The sequence below is a fragment of the Psychrobacter sp. UBA6291 genome (assembly GCF_002439405.1).
GTDB classification, from domain to species: Bacteria; Pseudomonadota; Gammaproteobacteria; order Pseudomonadales; family Moraxellaceae; genus Psychrobacter; species Psychrobacter faecalis.
This window is the reverse complement of sequence record NZ_DJUD01000031.1, coordinates 14,584-30,180: the sequence shown is the minus strand read 5'-3', so window position 1 is coordinate 30,180 and position 15,597 is coordinate 14,584. Positions and strand designations below refer to the sequence as shown.

The following is a 15,597-nucleotide window of genomic DNA, read 5'->3' as shown; positions in this document are numbered from 1 at the left end:
TTTTATTTTGAGCTGACTATATAATAATCATAAATAATGACTGGTAGTTGATAAACAGTGACTTAAGTAACATCTGTATTTTTACTTAAACCTATTTAAAGAAAAGAGCCAGCAGTCAAACTACTGGCTCTTTTTTGTGCCTTATTTTTTTATTCAAACTTATCTTTAATAAAAAAATTTAGGCATTTATAAGCAATTAAAAGAATGACTTATCAAAAGTTTCTTTTAAGCTTTTAGGTTCGCGGCGTTTGACATTGTTTAGCTTATGACGAGTTTCTGAAGCTATTTGATAGGCTTTTAGTCGCGACTGCTGCAAATTGCCAATCGGACGGTTTTCCTCTAGGCAGCGAAACGGTGTAAAGGATAAGTTTTCCATAATCTCAAAATGACCGTCATCCGGCACATCTTGACAAGGAATTGTCAGTCTCGCTACCGTCACAAATGGCGCGTCCTTCTCTTTCCATTCGGTGGTTATCTCTTCAATCGGCTGCTTTTTAAGACTGCGACACAGCTGAATCTGGACGTCAAACTGATAATCATGCTCGCGTATTTCATCGATAATCAGCGGGCGAATTGCTTCCTCGCGTGCATTTACATCAAGCTCACGACGGGTGATTTTTTTAGCCGCAGCTTTAGTTGGCGTGACTCTTATCTTTGCCATATAATCGCCATGACGCACTACGCCTTGCGAATGAAAATCATAAAGCAAGGTGTTTTTTGGCTCAATGGTTATAAATCCGCCCAGTGCTTTAAAGGTTTTAAAAGACTCTTTGGTCGGTAATCTTGAGCCGTAATTGGTCAACCAATTAAAAGCCAATTGCGCTTTGCCTCTTGCGCCTTTTTCAGCGTATTCTGGCAGCTCTAAAAATAGCTTAGAGATATAGGCATAATCTTCGATTCGATTACAGAAAAACACCGGATGATTGATTAAATTAAAATCAAAGTTAGGACTATCTTCTTCGCCGGGAGCGAGTTTTTCACCCGCTACGTCAAAGACCTTAATCGCTAAACCTTGCGCTAATCCAAGCTTACGATCAGGCGAAACGCGTGAGGCACCGTTAGAAAAACGAATGACGGCATCATGAATGCCTGCTTTGGCATACAGACCTTGCGCGTATTCAGCAGGCAAATTATCTACTATCTCAAACTTGGCTTTAAGGGCGCAGTAGCCTTTGGCATGGGCATCGCGCGTATGGTAATCGACGTTACTGGCTTTATCACTTCGAGCAATATAGTTTTTGATATCGTCGGTAATGGTGCGAATATTACGCTCGTCTTCTGCGCTCAGCGCAATATATTTTGAGTCATAAGGTACATATTTAGGTTTGAATAATTTCTTTAACATTTTTTTAATCCTTTTTTATCAGTAGTTATTCTTGTAAATGAAACGGTATTTTTAAGCTTTTAAGACAATTCACTCATCCATTTTAGCGCCGATAAGCTTGGGATAAATAAATACTCACCGCCGTACAAGGTATTGAAAGTTTCGATACCGTGATAGCGCTGACGAATTGGGTCAGCAGGTACGGTAAAGGTATCAGCAGCGGCGTCTTTATCGCCATGATGTACACCAAGCATCGGATCTTTTTCTTCTCCTAAGCTCATAAAATTACCATCATTAATCCATTGCGATTGTAAAAATTCAACAGTCTCCATAGCATGAGCATTGATACCAATAAAAAATAGCCCGCGCTCTTTGCCATCGTCCTCAGTCACATCGGGCGGCAACACCTCGCCAAAACCGACGCTGCGCCTAACGATACGGTGAATACGTACGTCTGATAAAATAAAGTCTTTGCTGTCTCTTGGATTCATACGCCGTACATGGGCACCAAATGGACATTTTTTGCCATAAGGATCGTCTTTATAGCCAAAGTTATTGTTGCGGTTGGGGTCATCGCCCAGTGCTTTATCATCGTGCTCAGGAGATAAGACCACAGGCGCACCTGAGCGCCAACGTCCCCACATTTTTGCGCCCAGTAACTCCGCTTCTTCGTCACTCTGCGTATTTTCTTTTAGAAATTTATTAAAGGCGGCGACATGACTGTTATAGGCACGCAATACCATAAATGAGCCGTTTTTGCCCAAGACTTCTGGCTGCGGCATTGGTGCTATCGTGCCCGCCTCGCCCTTATAACCTAATACGAACTCGCCTGCTGCTATCGCCTCACCGTCAAGACTTGGCGGCGTTTGAATACCGCTGCCTTGAACCTCTGGATTACTGATACCATCGCGATAGCCAAAGACGTTTTTGACGTTATTGTCTGAACCAAAAGCATGCTCCATAAGAATTTCAATATCGCCATTGGCGGGATTATCTTCATTGATATACGACTGAATATTGTCTTGCAGCTCCTTTAGCTTTATTTGCCATTTCTCTTTACTATCAGCAATAATGGCCGCACCGACATGGATATCGCCTTTATCACCAAAAGGGGCAGCCCAGTTTTCTGGGGCATTGATATCGAAATCCCGCAGCTTTTCTGCGCGCTTCGCCATACCTGCTTTAAAGGATTCTGGAAAGCTATCCAATGACGACCGCGGCACGCCGAGCGCCTCTAAACCATCATAAGTCATGACAATAGATAGCGTCGCTTGCATGTCTTTATGCCACGCCTTACTGCCAGTCACGTCAGGTAAAACGGTTTTCAAAAGTTGGCGCCCAGCTTCTGCATTATTGATTTTCAGCGCAACGATTGTTCCATAATAAGGCGTTGGTCGATCGCGTAAAATAATGGATTGAATGTCTTCTAGCTGCATGGTGACGGTATTTGGATTAAAGACGCCGCGTGCTTTATTCGCTAAAGTCTCGATACCGTCGCCGACTTCTTTTTTAATATCTGCTAACCACGATTCAACATTGCTATCTACGATACGATTGCCAAAGTTATCCTTTAATTCATGCAGTTTGCTGGTTAAAGGCCGATTGTCTTTTGAAGTACTATCATTTTTATTATTATTTCCAGTGTTTTTACTCATTGTTAACCCTATTTTTATCATTGTCTGAGTTTACTTTGCCCTTACCTTTTATATCACCCAGCCCATTTAAAAATGGTGATATAAAAGGATGGCATAAATTAGTAATATCTTATTGTTTTATCACAAACTTTAAGACTGTGCTTCATCCAGCGCTTTATTAATGCCTTTCACGATGCGGTCTTGGCGACGAATATCTTGAATAGTCAGATGCGGAACTCCTACATACCAACCAGCGGCAGTGATTTGATGATCTAAAATGAACTGTTTGACACTCGGGTCTTTAATGCCAGGCCAACCTTCAACGCTACCGAATAAAATATCCATCAGCTCAGGAATTTTGGTCGCAAAGTCGTCGATATAAGGGTCCCAATCGCCATCATAAGCAGTACAAAATAACACTCTGGTGTCATTGTCTAAAAACACAAAGCGTAAATCGTGCAGCGTACCAACTCGCGTTGCCCCTGCCAAATTACCGCCAGCAATCTCTAAGACTTTTTTTAGCCGTTCTGCCCCGCCTTCTTTTAACGGTGCAATCACCGTTAGCTCTGAAACTTTTCCGGATTTAAGCCCTTTTTCACCGGCAGTGGTCGTTGAATGGTCATAACCATCATCGCCGCCCTCTTTTAAATTAGCTATCAAAAGCTCAGCGCGCAATTTAAAATCTTCAATAGATTCGGTGATTTTGGCTTTTAAATCTTCAGAATTATCGATAATGCGCTTTTTGTTATTCTTAGCATCAGCGTCTTTAGCATTATTGTTCTTAGTGTCATTATTCATAATATTTGCCCTTATTATTATGTTGTTATAATTTGAAAAGCACTTTATAAAAAAGATACTCTATAAAAATAAGCTGTCGTTTCACTATCAACTTATTTGTTTTTACCATAACAGACATAAAGAGAAGCTCGAAGCTCAGCAAGTTATTCACACAAAATAGAACAGAAAGCAAACGTCACTATTATTTGATTTCTAACAAAGTTTTAGTATTGGCATTGTTTTTATTTTGCTCAAAGAGCGCTTTATTCGTTTATAGAGTTAAACAAATAGCCTTCATCTTGTTTGGATAAAAAAATTGCTTGGATACGTTATATATCCAAGCAATTGAAAGTCACGGTATTCTTATACTTGTTTATAGTTATTAGTGTATCTACTAACTCAGCTATCAAAGCCATTGTTTAATAAAATGATATCTAAACCACAGTCACCTGCAAACGCGCATCCACATTACCGCGAGTAGCATTGGAGTACGGGCATACCTGGTGAGCCGCCTCAACAAGGGTTTGCGCTTGCACCTCATCGATACCAGACACCTCAATGTACAAATCGATATCTAAGTTATAGCTGCCATCGGCCTTCATACCAATACCAACTTGGGTCGAGGTCTTTGACGCAGTGATCGGCAGTTTCATGTGCTGCGCCGTCATATTTAAGGCGCTATCAAAACAAGCGGCGTAACCCATGGCAAAAAGCTGTTCTGGATTGACACCTTCTTTATCTTGCTCTTGAAATGACACCAAATCAAAACCTAACGAACCATCATCAAGACCGGTGTGACCAGAACGACCGCCGCTTGCTGTGGCGCGAGTTTTATAAAATATTTTCATTCTCTATTCCTTATGTTTTACTTACATAAAATTCGATTCAATCAATCATGAGGCTGCATCAGTCTCAATAAGGCTAGTATAAGACTCAGCGCGACAATCTGTTAGAACATAGCTCCAAACCTCTTGCCCAATCCTACAAAACTCTATAGTATCGAGCAATTGTATAAAATAAGAAAAGCTAATGAATCAATCAACTATTGAGCAACTCCTATCGTTATTACCTAGAAACAAAACCATTGAATCCGCCGTTTCAGGTTTGTTTTTTTACTGTGCTGATAAACCCAGTAAAGCGGTCAGCTATATTCAAGAACCTAGTATCTGCATCGTTTTACAAGGTGCGCGCGAGATTTACTTAGGTGCCGACTGTCAAAGGTTTGACAAAAGTAATCTCATGTTTTGCCCCGTTAATATCCCTTTAAGCATGCATATAAGGCATGCGACGGTAGAGCGTCCGGTTATCGTGCTGTCTATGAAATTAAACCTTGTCATGATTAGTGAGGTTTTAGCAAAAATACCGCCGAAACCGCCTAATACTGAAGGATATTTAGGAATAAAGTGGCAATTGGACAGTACCATCATGGCGGCGTTTGAGCGCCTGATACACTTGCTTGATTATCCAAATGATATTGGTTTTCTTGCTCCATTAATTCAGCAGGAGATTTACTATCGCCTGCTTATAGCAGAGCAAGGCAATAAATTGCGCCAACTGGTGGTCAATGGCAGTCATACGCACCGTATTAGCAAAGCCACCGATTGGATAAAGACGCATTTAAACGAGACGATTGTTATAGAAGAATTGGCCAGTCGTTGCGGGATGAGTGTCTCAGGGTTTCATCATCATTTTAAGGAAATTACTCAGTTAAGCCCGCTTCAATACCAAAAGAGCCTACGTTTGATGGAAGCAAGACGACTGATTCAAGCAAACGACACTCAAATTGCTCAAATCGCTATGCAGGTTGGTTATGAAAGCCCAAGCCAATTTAGCCGAGAATATAAACGTTTATTTGGTATCAGTCCAAGTGCTGAATTACATGTCTAGAATTAAGCAGTCAAGATCAAAGAATATAAGTATTATCAAAACTGACAATCACGTTCATAAATTAGCGCGTAAATTCATGCTCATCTGTTTTTTTAGCAATAAACTGTACAACCGCACTCAAACCTTGATGGCGCTTACCTTCAGAAATCATGCGCTGCTTTTCGATACCCGTTATTTCTTCTAACTCTGCCAGCTCGGCACGCAAGACTGCTAACGAACCAAAGCGCTCTTTTTGCGTTGCAGTAGGTCCGCCGACAGCGTCCATGCTTAGCTGCTGCTCGGTATAAGCCTCTAAGATAAACACGCCCTCTGGCTTGAGCGCTGGTGCAACCTGTCCATGAACGTGCTGGCGTATGGCTGGCGGCAGATGCGCCCAGATAGCAACGATACTGTCCCACTGTGCTTGGCCAAAATCATAGTCAGCTAAATCAGCAACTTGAGTGATGATATCAACGTCTCTATCTTGCGCCAGCTTTAATGCTTTATTCAAACCTACGTCTGACATATCCATAGCGGTCACTTCGTACCCTTGTTCTGCTAAAAAAACTGCATTCCTGCCTTCGCCTTCAGCCAAACACAAAACTTTGCCACCTACCGGTATTTTTTGGAAATTTTCTTTTAAAAAATCATTGGGCTCGGTACCAAAAACATACTCTGCTCTATTGTAGCGCTCGTTCCACATGGTTTTTCCCTTTTTATTGCATTGGTTTTTAATTTTTGCTTAGGCTATTTATTTTCTATTGATAAAATTTTAGGCTTTAATCTCGCAGCTAGTGTGCTATTAGTTAAATAAAGATGGTGATAAAAAACAGTTGACTTGTATATTCGTAATATAACATATAATAATATATTCAATTATTGGAATATATTAGATATTGATGTGTTATCCATGGATGGTCACATCACCGTCAGATTTAGGGAGGAAGTCACATGATTCGTTTCAGCTACACTCTCAAATGCTGGGCATTAGGTATCAGCTACTATGTAGGCTTTTACTTTATCGTCCTCTCAAGCAATCCTGACTTCGCCAAATATCTCTATATTCTGGCTGTCAGCACCCTACTTTTCCCGATCGCCAAACGCGCTGTCGATGTCATCACCGATTTTATCGCGCCGCACAGCATTATCTTTAATGGTCTATTATCATCATTACTCATTAACATTGTAATTTGGGTTTTAACGCCGTTTATCGTCGCCATGACCCTTATCGCCTTGCTGTTTTATGCGATGGGCGTGGTGACAGAAAATATAAGAGCAAAACCCTAAAGCAAATTTTGGCGCTTATTAAGTGCTTTAAACTAACTATAGTAGAATTACTCTAAAATCGATACAGTGCGACTGGGATGAATTTTTCGTAGCCTCTGTGATAACAGCAAGCAAGGAAAATTTATACCAGTCGCAAAAATCTATAACGTGTCGCTTTTATTTTACACTGACTATATTAAAGTAGAGATAAAATCATATTATCTTTGCTTTGAAGGTGGATTTAATGAGTTTACGGCCTTCTTCAGATAAAAACGTTTAGCGCTTACTATTTATAATATAAAGTTTTTTATTTTATTATGCGTGATGTAATAAATATTCATTGTTAATCCCTACCTAAAAGGCTTATGCTATAAGGTCAACCATATAGACTTACCAATGCAAGGCTACTACTGTCATGTTAACAAATGACGGTATCTTTGCGTCTTAATCAGGGCTTTTTATTGAAAGGATTTATTGCATGACAACTGCTACTCGCCAAGAACATGACCTACTCGGCTATCGTGACGTGCCCGCTGATGCTTACTATGGTATCCAAACCCTACGTGCTTTTGAAAACTTTACTGTCAGTGGAGTGCGCTTAAACCAGTTTTCGACCTTTATTCGTGCCTTTGCCACCGTTAAAAAAGCGGCAGCGATTGCCAATAATAAAGTAGGTGTACTAAATGACACCGTTAAAGACGCTATCGCAGCGGCGTGCGATGATTTAATTGCTGATAAATATCATGATCAGTTTATCGTTGATATGTTCCAAGGCGGTGCAGGTACGTCAACCAATATGAACGCCAACGAAGTGATTGCTAACCGTGCTTTAGAAATCCTAGGCTACGAAAAAGGCGACTATCAGCACGTGCATCCAAATAACGATGTCAACTTGTCACAATCAACCAACGACGCCTACCCTACAGCGATGAATGTGGCGTTAGATGAATACTGTGTCCATCTATTAAGTAAAATGGATATCTTGTATAACAGCCTTAAGAAAAAAAGCGCGGAGCTTGCCGATCAATTAAAAATGGGTCGCACGCATTTGCAAGACGCTGTGCCTATGACCGCGGGTCAAGAGTTCAACGCCTTTGCAACCATGATCAAAAAAGAGATGGATCGTATCGAATCTACTCGTGCGCTGTTTCATGAAATCAATATGGGCGGCACAGCAATTGGTACGGGCTTGAATGCACCAGCGGGCTATTCTGAAGAAGTTGCCAAAACCTTGTCTGATTTGACTGGCAGACCTTATTATATTGCTGAAGATTTGATTGAAGCGACACAAGACACCAGTGCTTATGTGGCTTTGTCTGGCAATTTGCGTCTCTTTGCTGCGCGTTTATCTAAGATTGCCCATGACTTACGTTTGCAGTCTTCGGGTCCGCGAGCTGGTTTGGCGCAATATCGCTTGCCTGAAATGCAGCCTGGTAGCTCCATCATGCCGGGTAAAGTAAACCCTGTGATCCCTGAAGTGGTGAACCAAGCTTGCTTCCATGTCATGGGTATCGACCATACTATCGCTATGGCGTCAGAAAACGGTCAGCTACAGCTCAACGTCTTTGAGCCCGTCATTGCCTTTAACTTGTTTACCGGTATGAGCATGCTGGCTAATATCTGTGAGATGTTTGCCACGCGCTGTATTGATGGTCTGATGATGAACAACGAGGCATGTAGTGTCGAGGTATTCAATAATATCGGTCTGGTCACCGCGCTAAATCCGCACCTTGGTTATGACGCCTCTTCTTTTGTTGCGAGAAGAGCTCAAGAAACTGGCGGCAGTGTTTACGACATCGTATTAGAAGAAAAACTGATGGACAAAGAAACTCTAGATGATATTTTGTCTCCTGCCAATATGGTGTATCCAAAGGTTAGAGTATTGCTATAGTTTATCTATAGTTAAATAAAAAGGCTGGATTAGCGATTGCTAATCCAGCCTTTTTTTATTGATGATAAAGATTGTTTAGAGCAAGAAGGTGCATTCATTCACCCGTGCTATCAAAACTAGGCGCAGATTTCACTGACCGTTATTTGCTTTTGATATTTACCTAAAGGACCATATTTACCGATAGCGCTGATGTTACCAACGACGCAAGTCTCGAAATATTTATAATAGCCTTGTTGATTGATACTTTTTGAATCTTTCATTAATAGCTGCTGTGGATCTGATACGTAGTAAGTGACGCCATTAGAAACCAGTTCATGAACCTCAAAGCTTCTTTTAAACTTACCGCGTAACTGTACTTCTTTTGCCACATCATCGAGTGCGACTGCCTTTATGTCACTATTGCTACTGGCTTGTGTTTCACCACAGCCTGTAATCATAAATATAGTTGATGCAAATCCTAATATTATCAGTCTAAATTTAATCATTATTTTTTATCCTGCTAAAAAAATTACATCAATCTATTGTGTAACGCCCAGAAAAATGTTGTCAATAAATAAGTTCTAAAGCTCAAATTGAGCCTTAATTCACTTTCTCCCACATTTTATTTAGACGCTTCGGTGATACCGCCATGCGGGTTTTCATCGGCTGCGCGAATAGCTGAATGCGATATTCCTCAACCATCCAGCGATATTCGCTAATGGCTTTATCATTGGCACGATTTGCCAGCCGCTCCATATGTTCATCGAGAGCGTAGACACCATCGAGGTCCGCTTCCAGATTATGCTCAAGGCGCTCAAGACGAATCTCTAATGCTTCCAAATAACGCGGATACTGCTGCCAATGGCTATAATCCATGCGATAAACAAAATCAGCCAATTGCAAATCCTCTAGCTGGTCTTCGATATCTTCGATAGACTCGCCAAATATTTCTCTATCAAGCATGAGTAAGCTCTGACGGATACGCTGCCAACGCGTATAGACATTTTTAAGCGTTTTTATGACATCTTGACCCGTTAATAGGAAGTTACCAGCGACGACTTCTAAGGTTTTTTCAAACTCCTCTGGCGTAAAAGGCAATTCTTCCGCAAGGGCTACGGCAATATCATCAGCGCTTTCAGGTAAATCGGCAGTATGATCGAATAGCACATAATGCTCTTCAAGCGCAGCATCCAATGCCGCATCGATGACGATGGTTTTTAGCTTCTCCATATCGCCAAGGGGAGCAAAAGCCAATTTAAATATCTTATCAATCTGACTGGTCAGCTGTTTTTTCTTCGCGCCAAGCTTAGCTTTTATTAAAGTTAAAACCCCGATACGATGCGCCTGCAACGCTGCATTGACATCGGTATATTGGTGAATCGATACCGCCTCGCCCGACGCGTCTGCGACCAAGGCGGCAAACTGTTTCATCACCACGCCTGCACTATGATGGTTTTTGCTAAAGGCGAAATGCTCAGGGAACTCGGTATGTGTGCCTTGCTGCTCATTCACTGCTTGGCGGGTTTCACTAGCATGGCGAATTTGTAGCGTTTGTAGGTCGCGACCTTTTTCGATAATGCGGTTTTTGTCATCGACCACGCAGATTTGCGGCTGTAAATAGCGATCGATGCTAGCAGGATTAAAACTCTCAGGCGTCACCGACATAATGCCGCGACGATTTAAAGCTTGGCACAGCTGCTTTAATAAACCTTGACCACCAGCAGGCTGCAATTCATCAAACAAGCTATCGGCAGTATCAGGAATGGGGACGATTTGACGGCGAATGTCTTTGGGCAATGACTTGAGTAATTGCAATACCAACTCATAGCGCCAACCGGGTACGCCCCACAATAGCTCAATCGCATCAAGCTGCGGTAGCGCTACCAGTGGCACACGAATGGTCACGCCATCATCATCGCTTGACGGATCAAAGACATAACGCAGCGGTAATTTTAAATCACCCAGTTTCCACACTTCTGGAAAATCGCCTGTCGTTGGCGCTTGGCTATTAAGCACGTCATCATCGGTGAAGAATAGATACTTAGTATCAGTTTTTTCCACCTCGGCCCGCCAATCTTCAAACGTTTTACGACTGGCAATATGCTCAGGGATTTTTTTATCATAAAACTGATACAGTGCTTCTTCATCAACCAATAAATCACGGCGACGCAATTTATCTTCGATACGTTCAATATCAGCGATTTTATCCATATTATGCTGTAAAAATGGCGCTTGCCGACCCAAATTACCGGTCACCAAACCATCACGGATAAAGATTTCTCGCGATTCAGCCAAGTTCACTTGCTCATAGTTGGTCAGCTGTTTACTAATAATAATCAGCCCAAATAAACTAATCTGCGCGTAAGCTTTAACACGTCCCGTCTTTTTCGACCAATGCGGCTCAAAGTAGTGATATTTTAACAAGTCGCCTGCCGCTGAGATAATCCATTCAGGCTCAATCTTAGCAACGGTACGCATAAACACTTGCGAGGTTTCCACCACTTCAAAGGCCATGACCCAAGGCGGTACTTGTTTAAACACCGTACTGGCTGGGAAAATCTTGGCTTTTTGCTGGCGCGCGGCTAAGTATTCACCACGATTTTCAGTTTTATGCGCAATCGTAGATAACAGACCCGTTAATAATGCACGATGTAAATTGGCATATTTAACGGCTTTGAGCTCTTCATCTTCAATCGCGGTAGGGTCGCTCGTCACATTATCTAAAGAAGCTTTTTTATTGCTACCTTTATTAGTAGTTTTTGCCTCCTTAACGTCGGTCAGTTTTAGCTCAGTGACCATTTGTACCAGCTGACGATGGGTTTGATTCCACTCGCGCACACGCGGGAAGCTCAAATAGTTTTTCTTGGTAAAATTCTTACGCTGATTACCAGACAGTTTGTTGCCGTCTTCGTCTTTTTCAAACAAGGCTTTCCAGAGACTTAAATAGAATAAAAAGTCGGAGTCATCTTGGCGAAATTCTGCATGCTTTTGATCCGCTTGCTGGCGCTTATTGGCAGGACGCTCGCGCGGATCTTGGACAGCAAGCGCCGCAACCACGATGAGCATTTCGCGAATACAATCAAAATCGCTACCGGCAACCAACATACGTGCCAACCTTGGGTCGATTGGCATACGTGCCATTTTTTGCCCAGTCGGTGTCAGAACCAGATGGTCAAGACCTTTTTTGGGCTTGTTGGTTTGCTTAGCAGAAGAGGCTTCTTTTTTAGAAGTAATCGCGCCCAATTCATCGAGCAATTTATGCCCATCAGTAACTAAGCGGCTATCAGGTGGCTCAATAAAGGCAAAATCATCGACACTGCCTAAGCGCAGGTTGGCCATTTGCAAAATAACGGAGGCAAGATTGGTACGTAAAATTTCAGGTTCAGTGAACTCTGGACGACCAGTAAAGTCCTCCTCGCTATAAAGCCGAATACAAACGCCGGGCGCGACACGACCACAACGCCCTTTACGCTGATTGGCCGCTGCTTGTGAGATGGCTTCAATCGGTAAACGCTGTACGCGTGAGCGATACGAATAACGCGAAATCCGCGCAAATCCTAAGTCAATCACATAGCGAATGCCGGGTACGGTCAGTGCCGTCTCGGCAACGTTGGTGGCGATAACGATACGCCGGCCGCGACCTGACGGCTGAAAGATTCGCTGCTGCTCTTCATAAGTTTGGCGAGCAAACAAGGGCAATACTTCGGTATGTTTTGGCCCATGACGCTCAAGCACCTCTTGGAGCTCACGAATTTCAGCTTCTGTCGCCGCAAATATTAAAATATCTGCTTGATCGGCATGACCTTTGTTTTGTGCATCGCTAAAACATTCTTCGACGGCAGCAACCACCGCGCGAGGCAGATTCTCTTCAAAGTCATCATAGCTGTCATCATCCGAGCTGTTTACTGGCTCATCGGTCAACGGACGATAACGAACTTCCACAGGGTAACTGCGACCTTCGACATTAAAAATCGGCGCAGGCACGTTACGCTTGAGCTTTTTATCATAATGGCTAAAATATTCGCTAAAGCGTCTAGTATCAAGGGTCGCTGAGGTAATAATGACTTTTAAATCAGGGCGCTTGGGCAGCAGTTTTTTTAAATAACCCATAATAAAGTCAATATTTAAGCTACGCTCATGCGCCTCATCAATAATAATAGTATCGTACTTACTTAAAAACCGATCATGCCCCAATTCAGCCAGTAAGATACCATCGGTCATCAGCTTCACGACAGATTGTGCCGACCCTTGCTCATTAAAACGAATCTTAAAGCTGACGGTATTACCGAGCTGCTCGCCCAATTCTTCCGCGATACGGTTTGCTACGCTGCGTGCTGCCAGTCGCCTTGGCTGAGTATGACCTATTTGCCCTGTGATACCGCGACCTGCCAGCATTGCAAGCTTTGGTAATTGCGTCGTCTTACCAGAACCGGTCTCACCTGCCACGATAATCACTTGGTTATCGATAATACCTTGAACCAAGTCATCAGCACGTTGACTCACGGGCAAGTCAAGATTTAACTTGGCTGCTAAATCTTGAGGAATACTATCAATACGCGCTTGCACCGCTTGCTGTGAGCGGGTTTTTATTTTGTCATACTGCGCACGTTTTTTGGTTAGCCCATCCTCTGCTTTATTATCAGAACCCTTCTGATCTCTTTTATTATTAGCCACAGCGGCACGTGCCAGCTCACGCTCTAAACGGCTGAGATAATAGCTATCTTTGGCTAAAAATGGTAAGTCAGTGGCAACCTTCACGTACGAAGATGCGTTATCACTGTTTACCGTGATATTTGAGTCATCATTATTTGGGTTGGCGGCTTTACTTGCTTCATTTTCGTTGGAGCTAAATTCATTAGAGCTTAGGTCGTTGGTTAGGTTTTCAGTAGCAGTTTCTGCGGTATTCTTAGAAGTATTGGGCATATTTACTTAGGCTATTTATTATTTGGAAGTGCTTAGATTATGGGGGTAATTTGGGCGTGATTCAAGATGGTTATAGAAACAGGCTAAAGCAAAAAATTCACTAATTACTGGTATAAATCACCTGCCCCCTAGCTGCAGCTCCCGTAAAGAAGCTATGGAGCTTTTGCAGAGGCAGCATAGGAAAAGGCAGGTGCAACGAAAGTAACAGTCTCTCAAACGCCCCCACCTCATCAGCTAACCATTTAGCGACATCAGGCTGGATCTGTGGATTTTCATAAAGTTTATCAATTAACCACGTCAGTTGTGGAAAATTGGCATTATTATGAACCTGATAAAGCGTGGTCAATAGCTCATCAGAGATTTGGCTACGCGTTTTGCGAATAACGCCGTTTTTATAGTACATATTTAAAGCCATATTATCCTAACCTCCTTAAATTCTTGATACTCAGATAACCAACGTACTCTTTATCATCAGTATTCGCAAATTCATTGTTATCGTTAGTAATCGGCTTAATTAACAACCGAACATTTGGAATAAGGTCATTGACGTTATAAATATCGTCGATATCTACCTCAAACTTATCATCAATATGCGAGGCGGCATTAAAAGGCGACTCTTTATCTTTATAAGTAAAGGCTTTATAAAATTCGCTCTGTTTTGCTTGCTTAATAGCGTCCGCTTGAGTAGCAGCAACGATAAGCAGCTTATAATGAAACTCCTCGAAACTGCCGCGCTGATAACCCCCTAAATTGATAAAGAATAACTTTAAATCGTTGGTACTCTCTACATCGTTGGTACTCTCTGTTTGGCTACTTGATTCGACCAATTTAATCGCATAATTATCAACTTTGCTAATCGCTCGATACGAGTCAATGTGCCATTTATTTTTAACCTCAGGCCAGTGCTGATTGATATCCTCTATCAGCTCGCTGACTTGGTTGGCCACGCCAAAAAATATATCATGTTGCTCAATCAAACGACCTTTGGGGCGACCACCAAGTTGTACCATAAACAGTGTTAGCATTTTAATCAGTCCTTTTTATATATATAAAAATTATAGTTACCGCAATCAATATTATCAGCTTGATCTAAAGACACTTTGACTATTCTCCAGTTACAATACTCGCCCTGTCCTTAATTCAAACGCCCAATCTTCACGACCATTTGCTAAAGCCAATTTAGCTGCTGCTTCATAATCGTAAGGCACTCTAATATGCTCAGTTTGCCACTGCTTACCTTTTTTATTTTCAACACATTTAATAAGAGCGTAACTGGCATGGGGCGAATAAGTCTGCATTTTATGCACGATTGGTAAATCATCTTTATAGGCGGGATAGCCAACGCTACCTGTATTAACAACAATTTGTCCTGTCGATAGCATGACTGTACGCGGAATATGAGTATGGCCACATACGATAACTGAACTGTCGATACCCTTGAGCAATGCTAAAATATCTGTGTTATTACGTAGCGTCGGCTGCCCTGTTTCTATATTTTCCAATAGATATATCATGTCGTCCGCTGGCGACCCATGACACAGATATATATCGTCATTCAAATGATAATCAAAAGGCAAGTTCTGCATCCATCTTATCGCCATTTTAGGCAAATCTTTTGTAATGAAAGTCAGCGTAGAATTGCTTTTCATCTCTATTGTCGTAGCTTCATAAATCTGTCTATCTTGATTACCCCGAATAGTAATAATATCGTCTTGATATTTCGTTAAAAGCTCATACGTGGCTTTAGGCGCAATCGGTCCATATAGAATATCTCCGAGATTAACAATTTGGTCAATATCTCGATGTCTGATATCAGCAAGCACAGCTTCAAGCGCAAAGACATTACTGTGAATGTCTGAGATAGCTGCAATAGTATTGAATTGCTTATTACTAGAATACTCCATCCTTTTTTTCTTCCTCGCAAATCACTCCGTTAT

General features: G+C 42.0%; 13 protein-coding genes. 3 read left to right on the top strand and 10 right to left on the bottom strand.

Translation table 11 applies throughout. From position 1 onward, the window contains the following. Nucleotides 1–196 precede the first annotated feature (196 nt). From B3R91_RS05420 to B3R91_RS05405, 4 genes are all read right to left on the bottom strand, one after another. Nucleotides 197–1,345: a catalase family protein gene (locus tag B3R91_RS05420; RefSeq protein ID WP_286796771.1), complete on the bottom strand. Its 1,149-nt coding sequence runs from the start codon at nt 1,343–1,345 to the stop codon at nt 197–199. 59 nt (nt 1,346–1,404) lie between these two features. Beyond that, the gene (locus B3R91_RS05415) at nt 1,405–2,979 is read right to left on the bottom strand and encodes a Dyp-type peroxidase (protein WP_286796770.1); all 1,575 of its coding nucleotides are present in this window, start codon (nt 2,977–2,979) and stop codon (nt 1,405–1,407) included. A 129-nt stretch (nt 2,980–3,108) separates the two neighbouring features. Then, complete coding sequence (locus B3R91_RS05410) at nt 3,109–3,756, bottom strand: hypothetical protein (RefSeq protein ID WP_286796769.1); 648 nt, start codon at nt 3,754–3,756, stop codon at nt 3,109–3,111. A 413-nt stretch (nt 3,757–4,169) separates the two neighbouring features. Beyond that, nucleotides 4,170–4,583 carry an organic hydroperoxide resistance protein gene (locus B3R91_RS05405; RefSeq protein WP_286796768.1) on the bottom strand — a complete coding sequence of 138 codons (414 nt, stop codon included), beginning with the start codon at nt 4,581–4,583 and terminating at the stop codon, nt 4,170–4,172. Between the two features lie 181 nt (nt 4,584–4,764). Here B3R91_RS05405 and B3R91_RS05400 point away from each other — a divergent pair, with 181 nt between their 5' ends. After that, nucleotides 4,765–5,622: an AraC family transcriptional regulator gene (locus tag B3R91_RS05400; protein WP_286796767.1), complete on the top strand. Its 858-nt coding sequence runs from the start codon at nt 4,765–4,767 to the stop codon at nt 5,620–5,622. 61 nt (nt 5,623–5,683) lie between these two features. On the opposite strand, the gene B3R91_RS05395 is transcribed toward B3R91_RS05400, so the two are convergent. Further along, nucleotides 5,684–6,304, bottom strand: a complete 621-nt coding sequence (locus B3R91_RS05395; protein ID WP_286796766.1) for a class I SAM-dependent methyltransferase — start codon at nt 6,302–6,304, stop codon at nt 5,684–5,686. Nucleotides 6,305–6,552: 248 nt separating this feature from the next. Between B3R91_RS05395 and B3R91_RS05390 the strand changes: the two genes are divergently transcribed. Both B3R91_RS05390 and B3R91_RS05385 read left to right on the top strand, forming a co-directional pair. After that, nucleotides 6,553–6,888, top strand: coding sequence for a hypothetical protein (locus tag B3R91_RS05390; protein ID WP_068405285.1), 336 nt, complete (start codon nt 6,553–6,555; stop codon nt 6,886–6,888). 457 nt (nt 6,889–7,345) lie between these two features. Beyond that, nucleotides 7,346–8,758 (top strand): aspartate ammonia-lyase, encoded by a 1,413-nt coding sequence (locus B3R91_RS05385; RefSeq protein WP_068405282.1) that lies wholly within the window; start codon nt 7,346–7,348, stop codon nt 8,756–8,758. A 116-nt stretch (nt 8,759–8,874) separates the two neighbouring features. Here the strand turns inward: B3R91_RS05385 and B3R91_RS05380 are convergent, their stop codons facing one another. The 5 genes from B3R91_RS05380 to B3R91_RS05360 form a co-directional block, all read right to left on the bottom strand. Next, on the bottom strand, nt 8,875–9,243 hold the full coding sequence (locus B3R91_RS05380) for a hypothetical protein (RefSeq protein WP_156508500.1): 369 nt from the start codon (nt 9,241–9,243) through the stop codon (nt 8,875–8,877). Between the two features lie 94 nt (nt 9,244–9,337). Continuing rightward, nucleotides 9,338–13,660: an ATP-dependent RNA helicase HrpA gene (hrpA, locus tag B3R91_RS05375; protein ID WP_286796765.1), complete on the bottom strand. Its 4,323-nt coding sequence runs from the start codon at nt 13,658–13,660 to the stop codon at nt 9,338–9,340. 100 nt (nt 13,661–13,760) lie between these two features. Beyond that, nucleotides 13,761–14,075, bottom strand: a complete 315-nt coding sequence (locus tag B3R91_RS05370; protein WP_286796764.1) for a hypothetical protein — start codon at nt 14,073–14,075, stop codon at nt 13,761–13,763. Between the two features lies 1 nt (nt 14,076). Next, nucleotides 14,077–14,685, bottom strand: a complete 609-nt coding sequence (locus B3R91_RS05365; RefSeq protein WP_068405273.1) for a DUF1543 domain-containing protein — start codon at nt 14,683–14,685, stop codon at nt 14,077–14,079. A gap of 90 nt (nt 14,686–14,775) precedes the next feature. Then, nucleotides 14,776–15,564, bottom strand: a complete 789-nt coding sequence (locus B3R91_RS05360) for a metallophosphoesterase family protein (RefSeq protein ID WP_068405271.1) — start codon at nt 15,562–15,564, stop codon at nt 14,776–14,778. Nucleotides 15,565–15,597 lie beyond the last annotated feature (33 nt).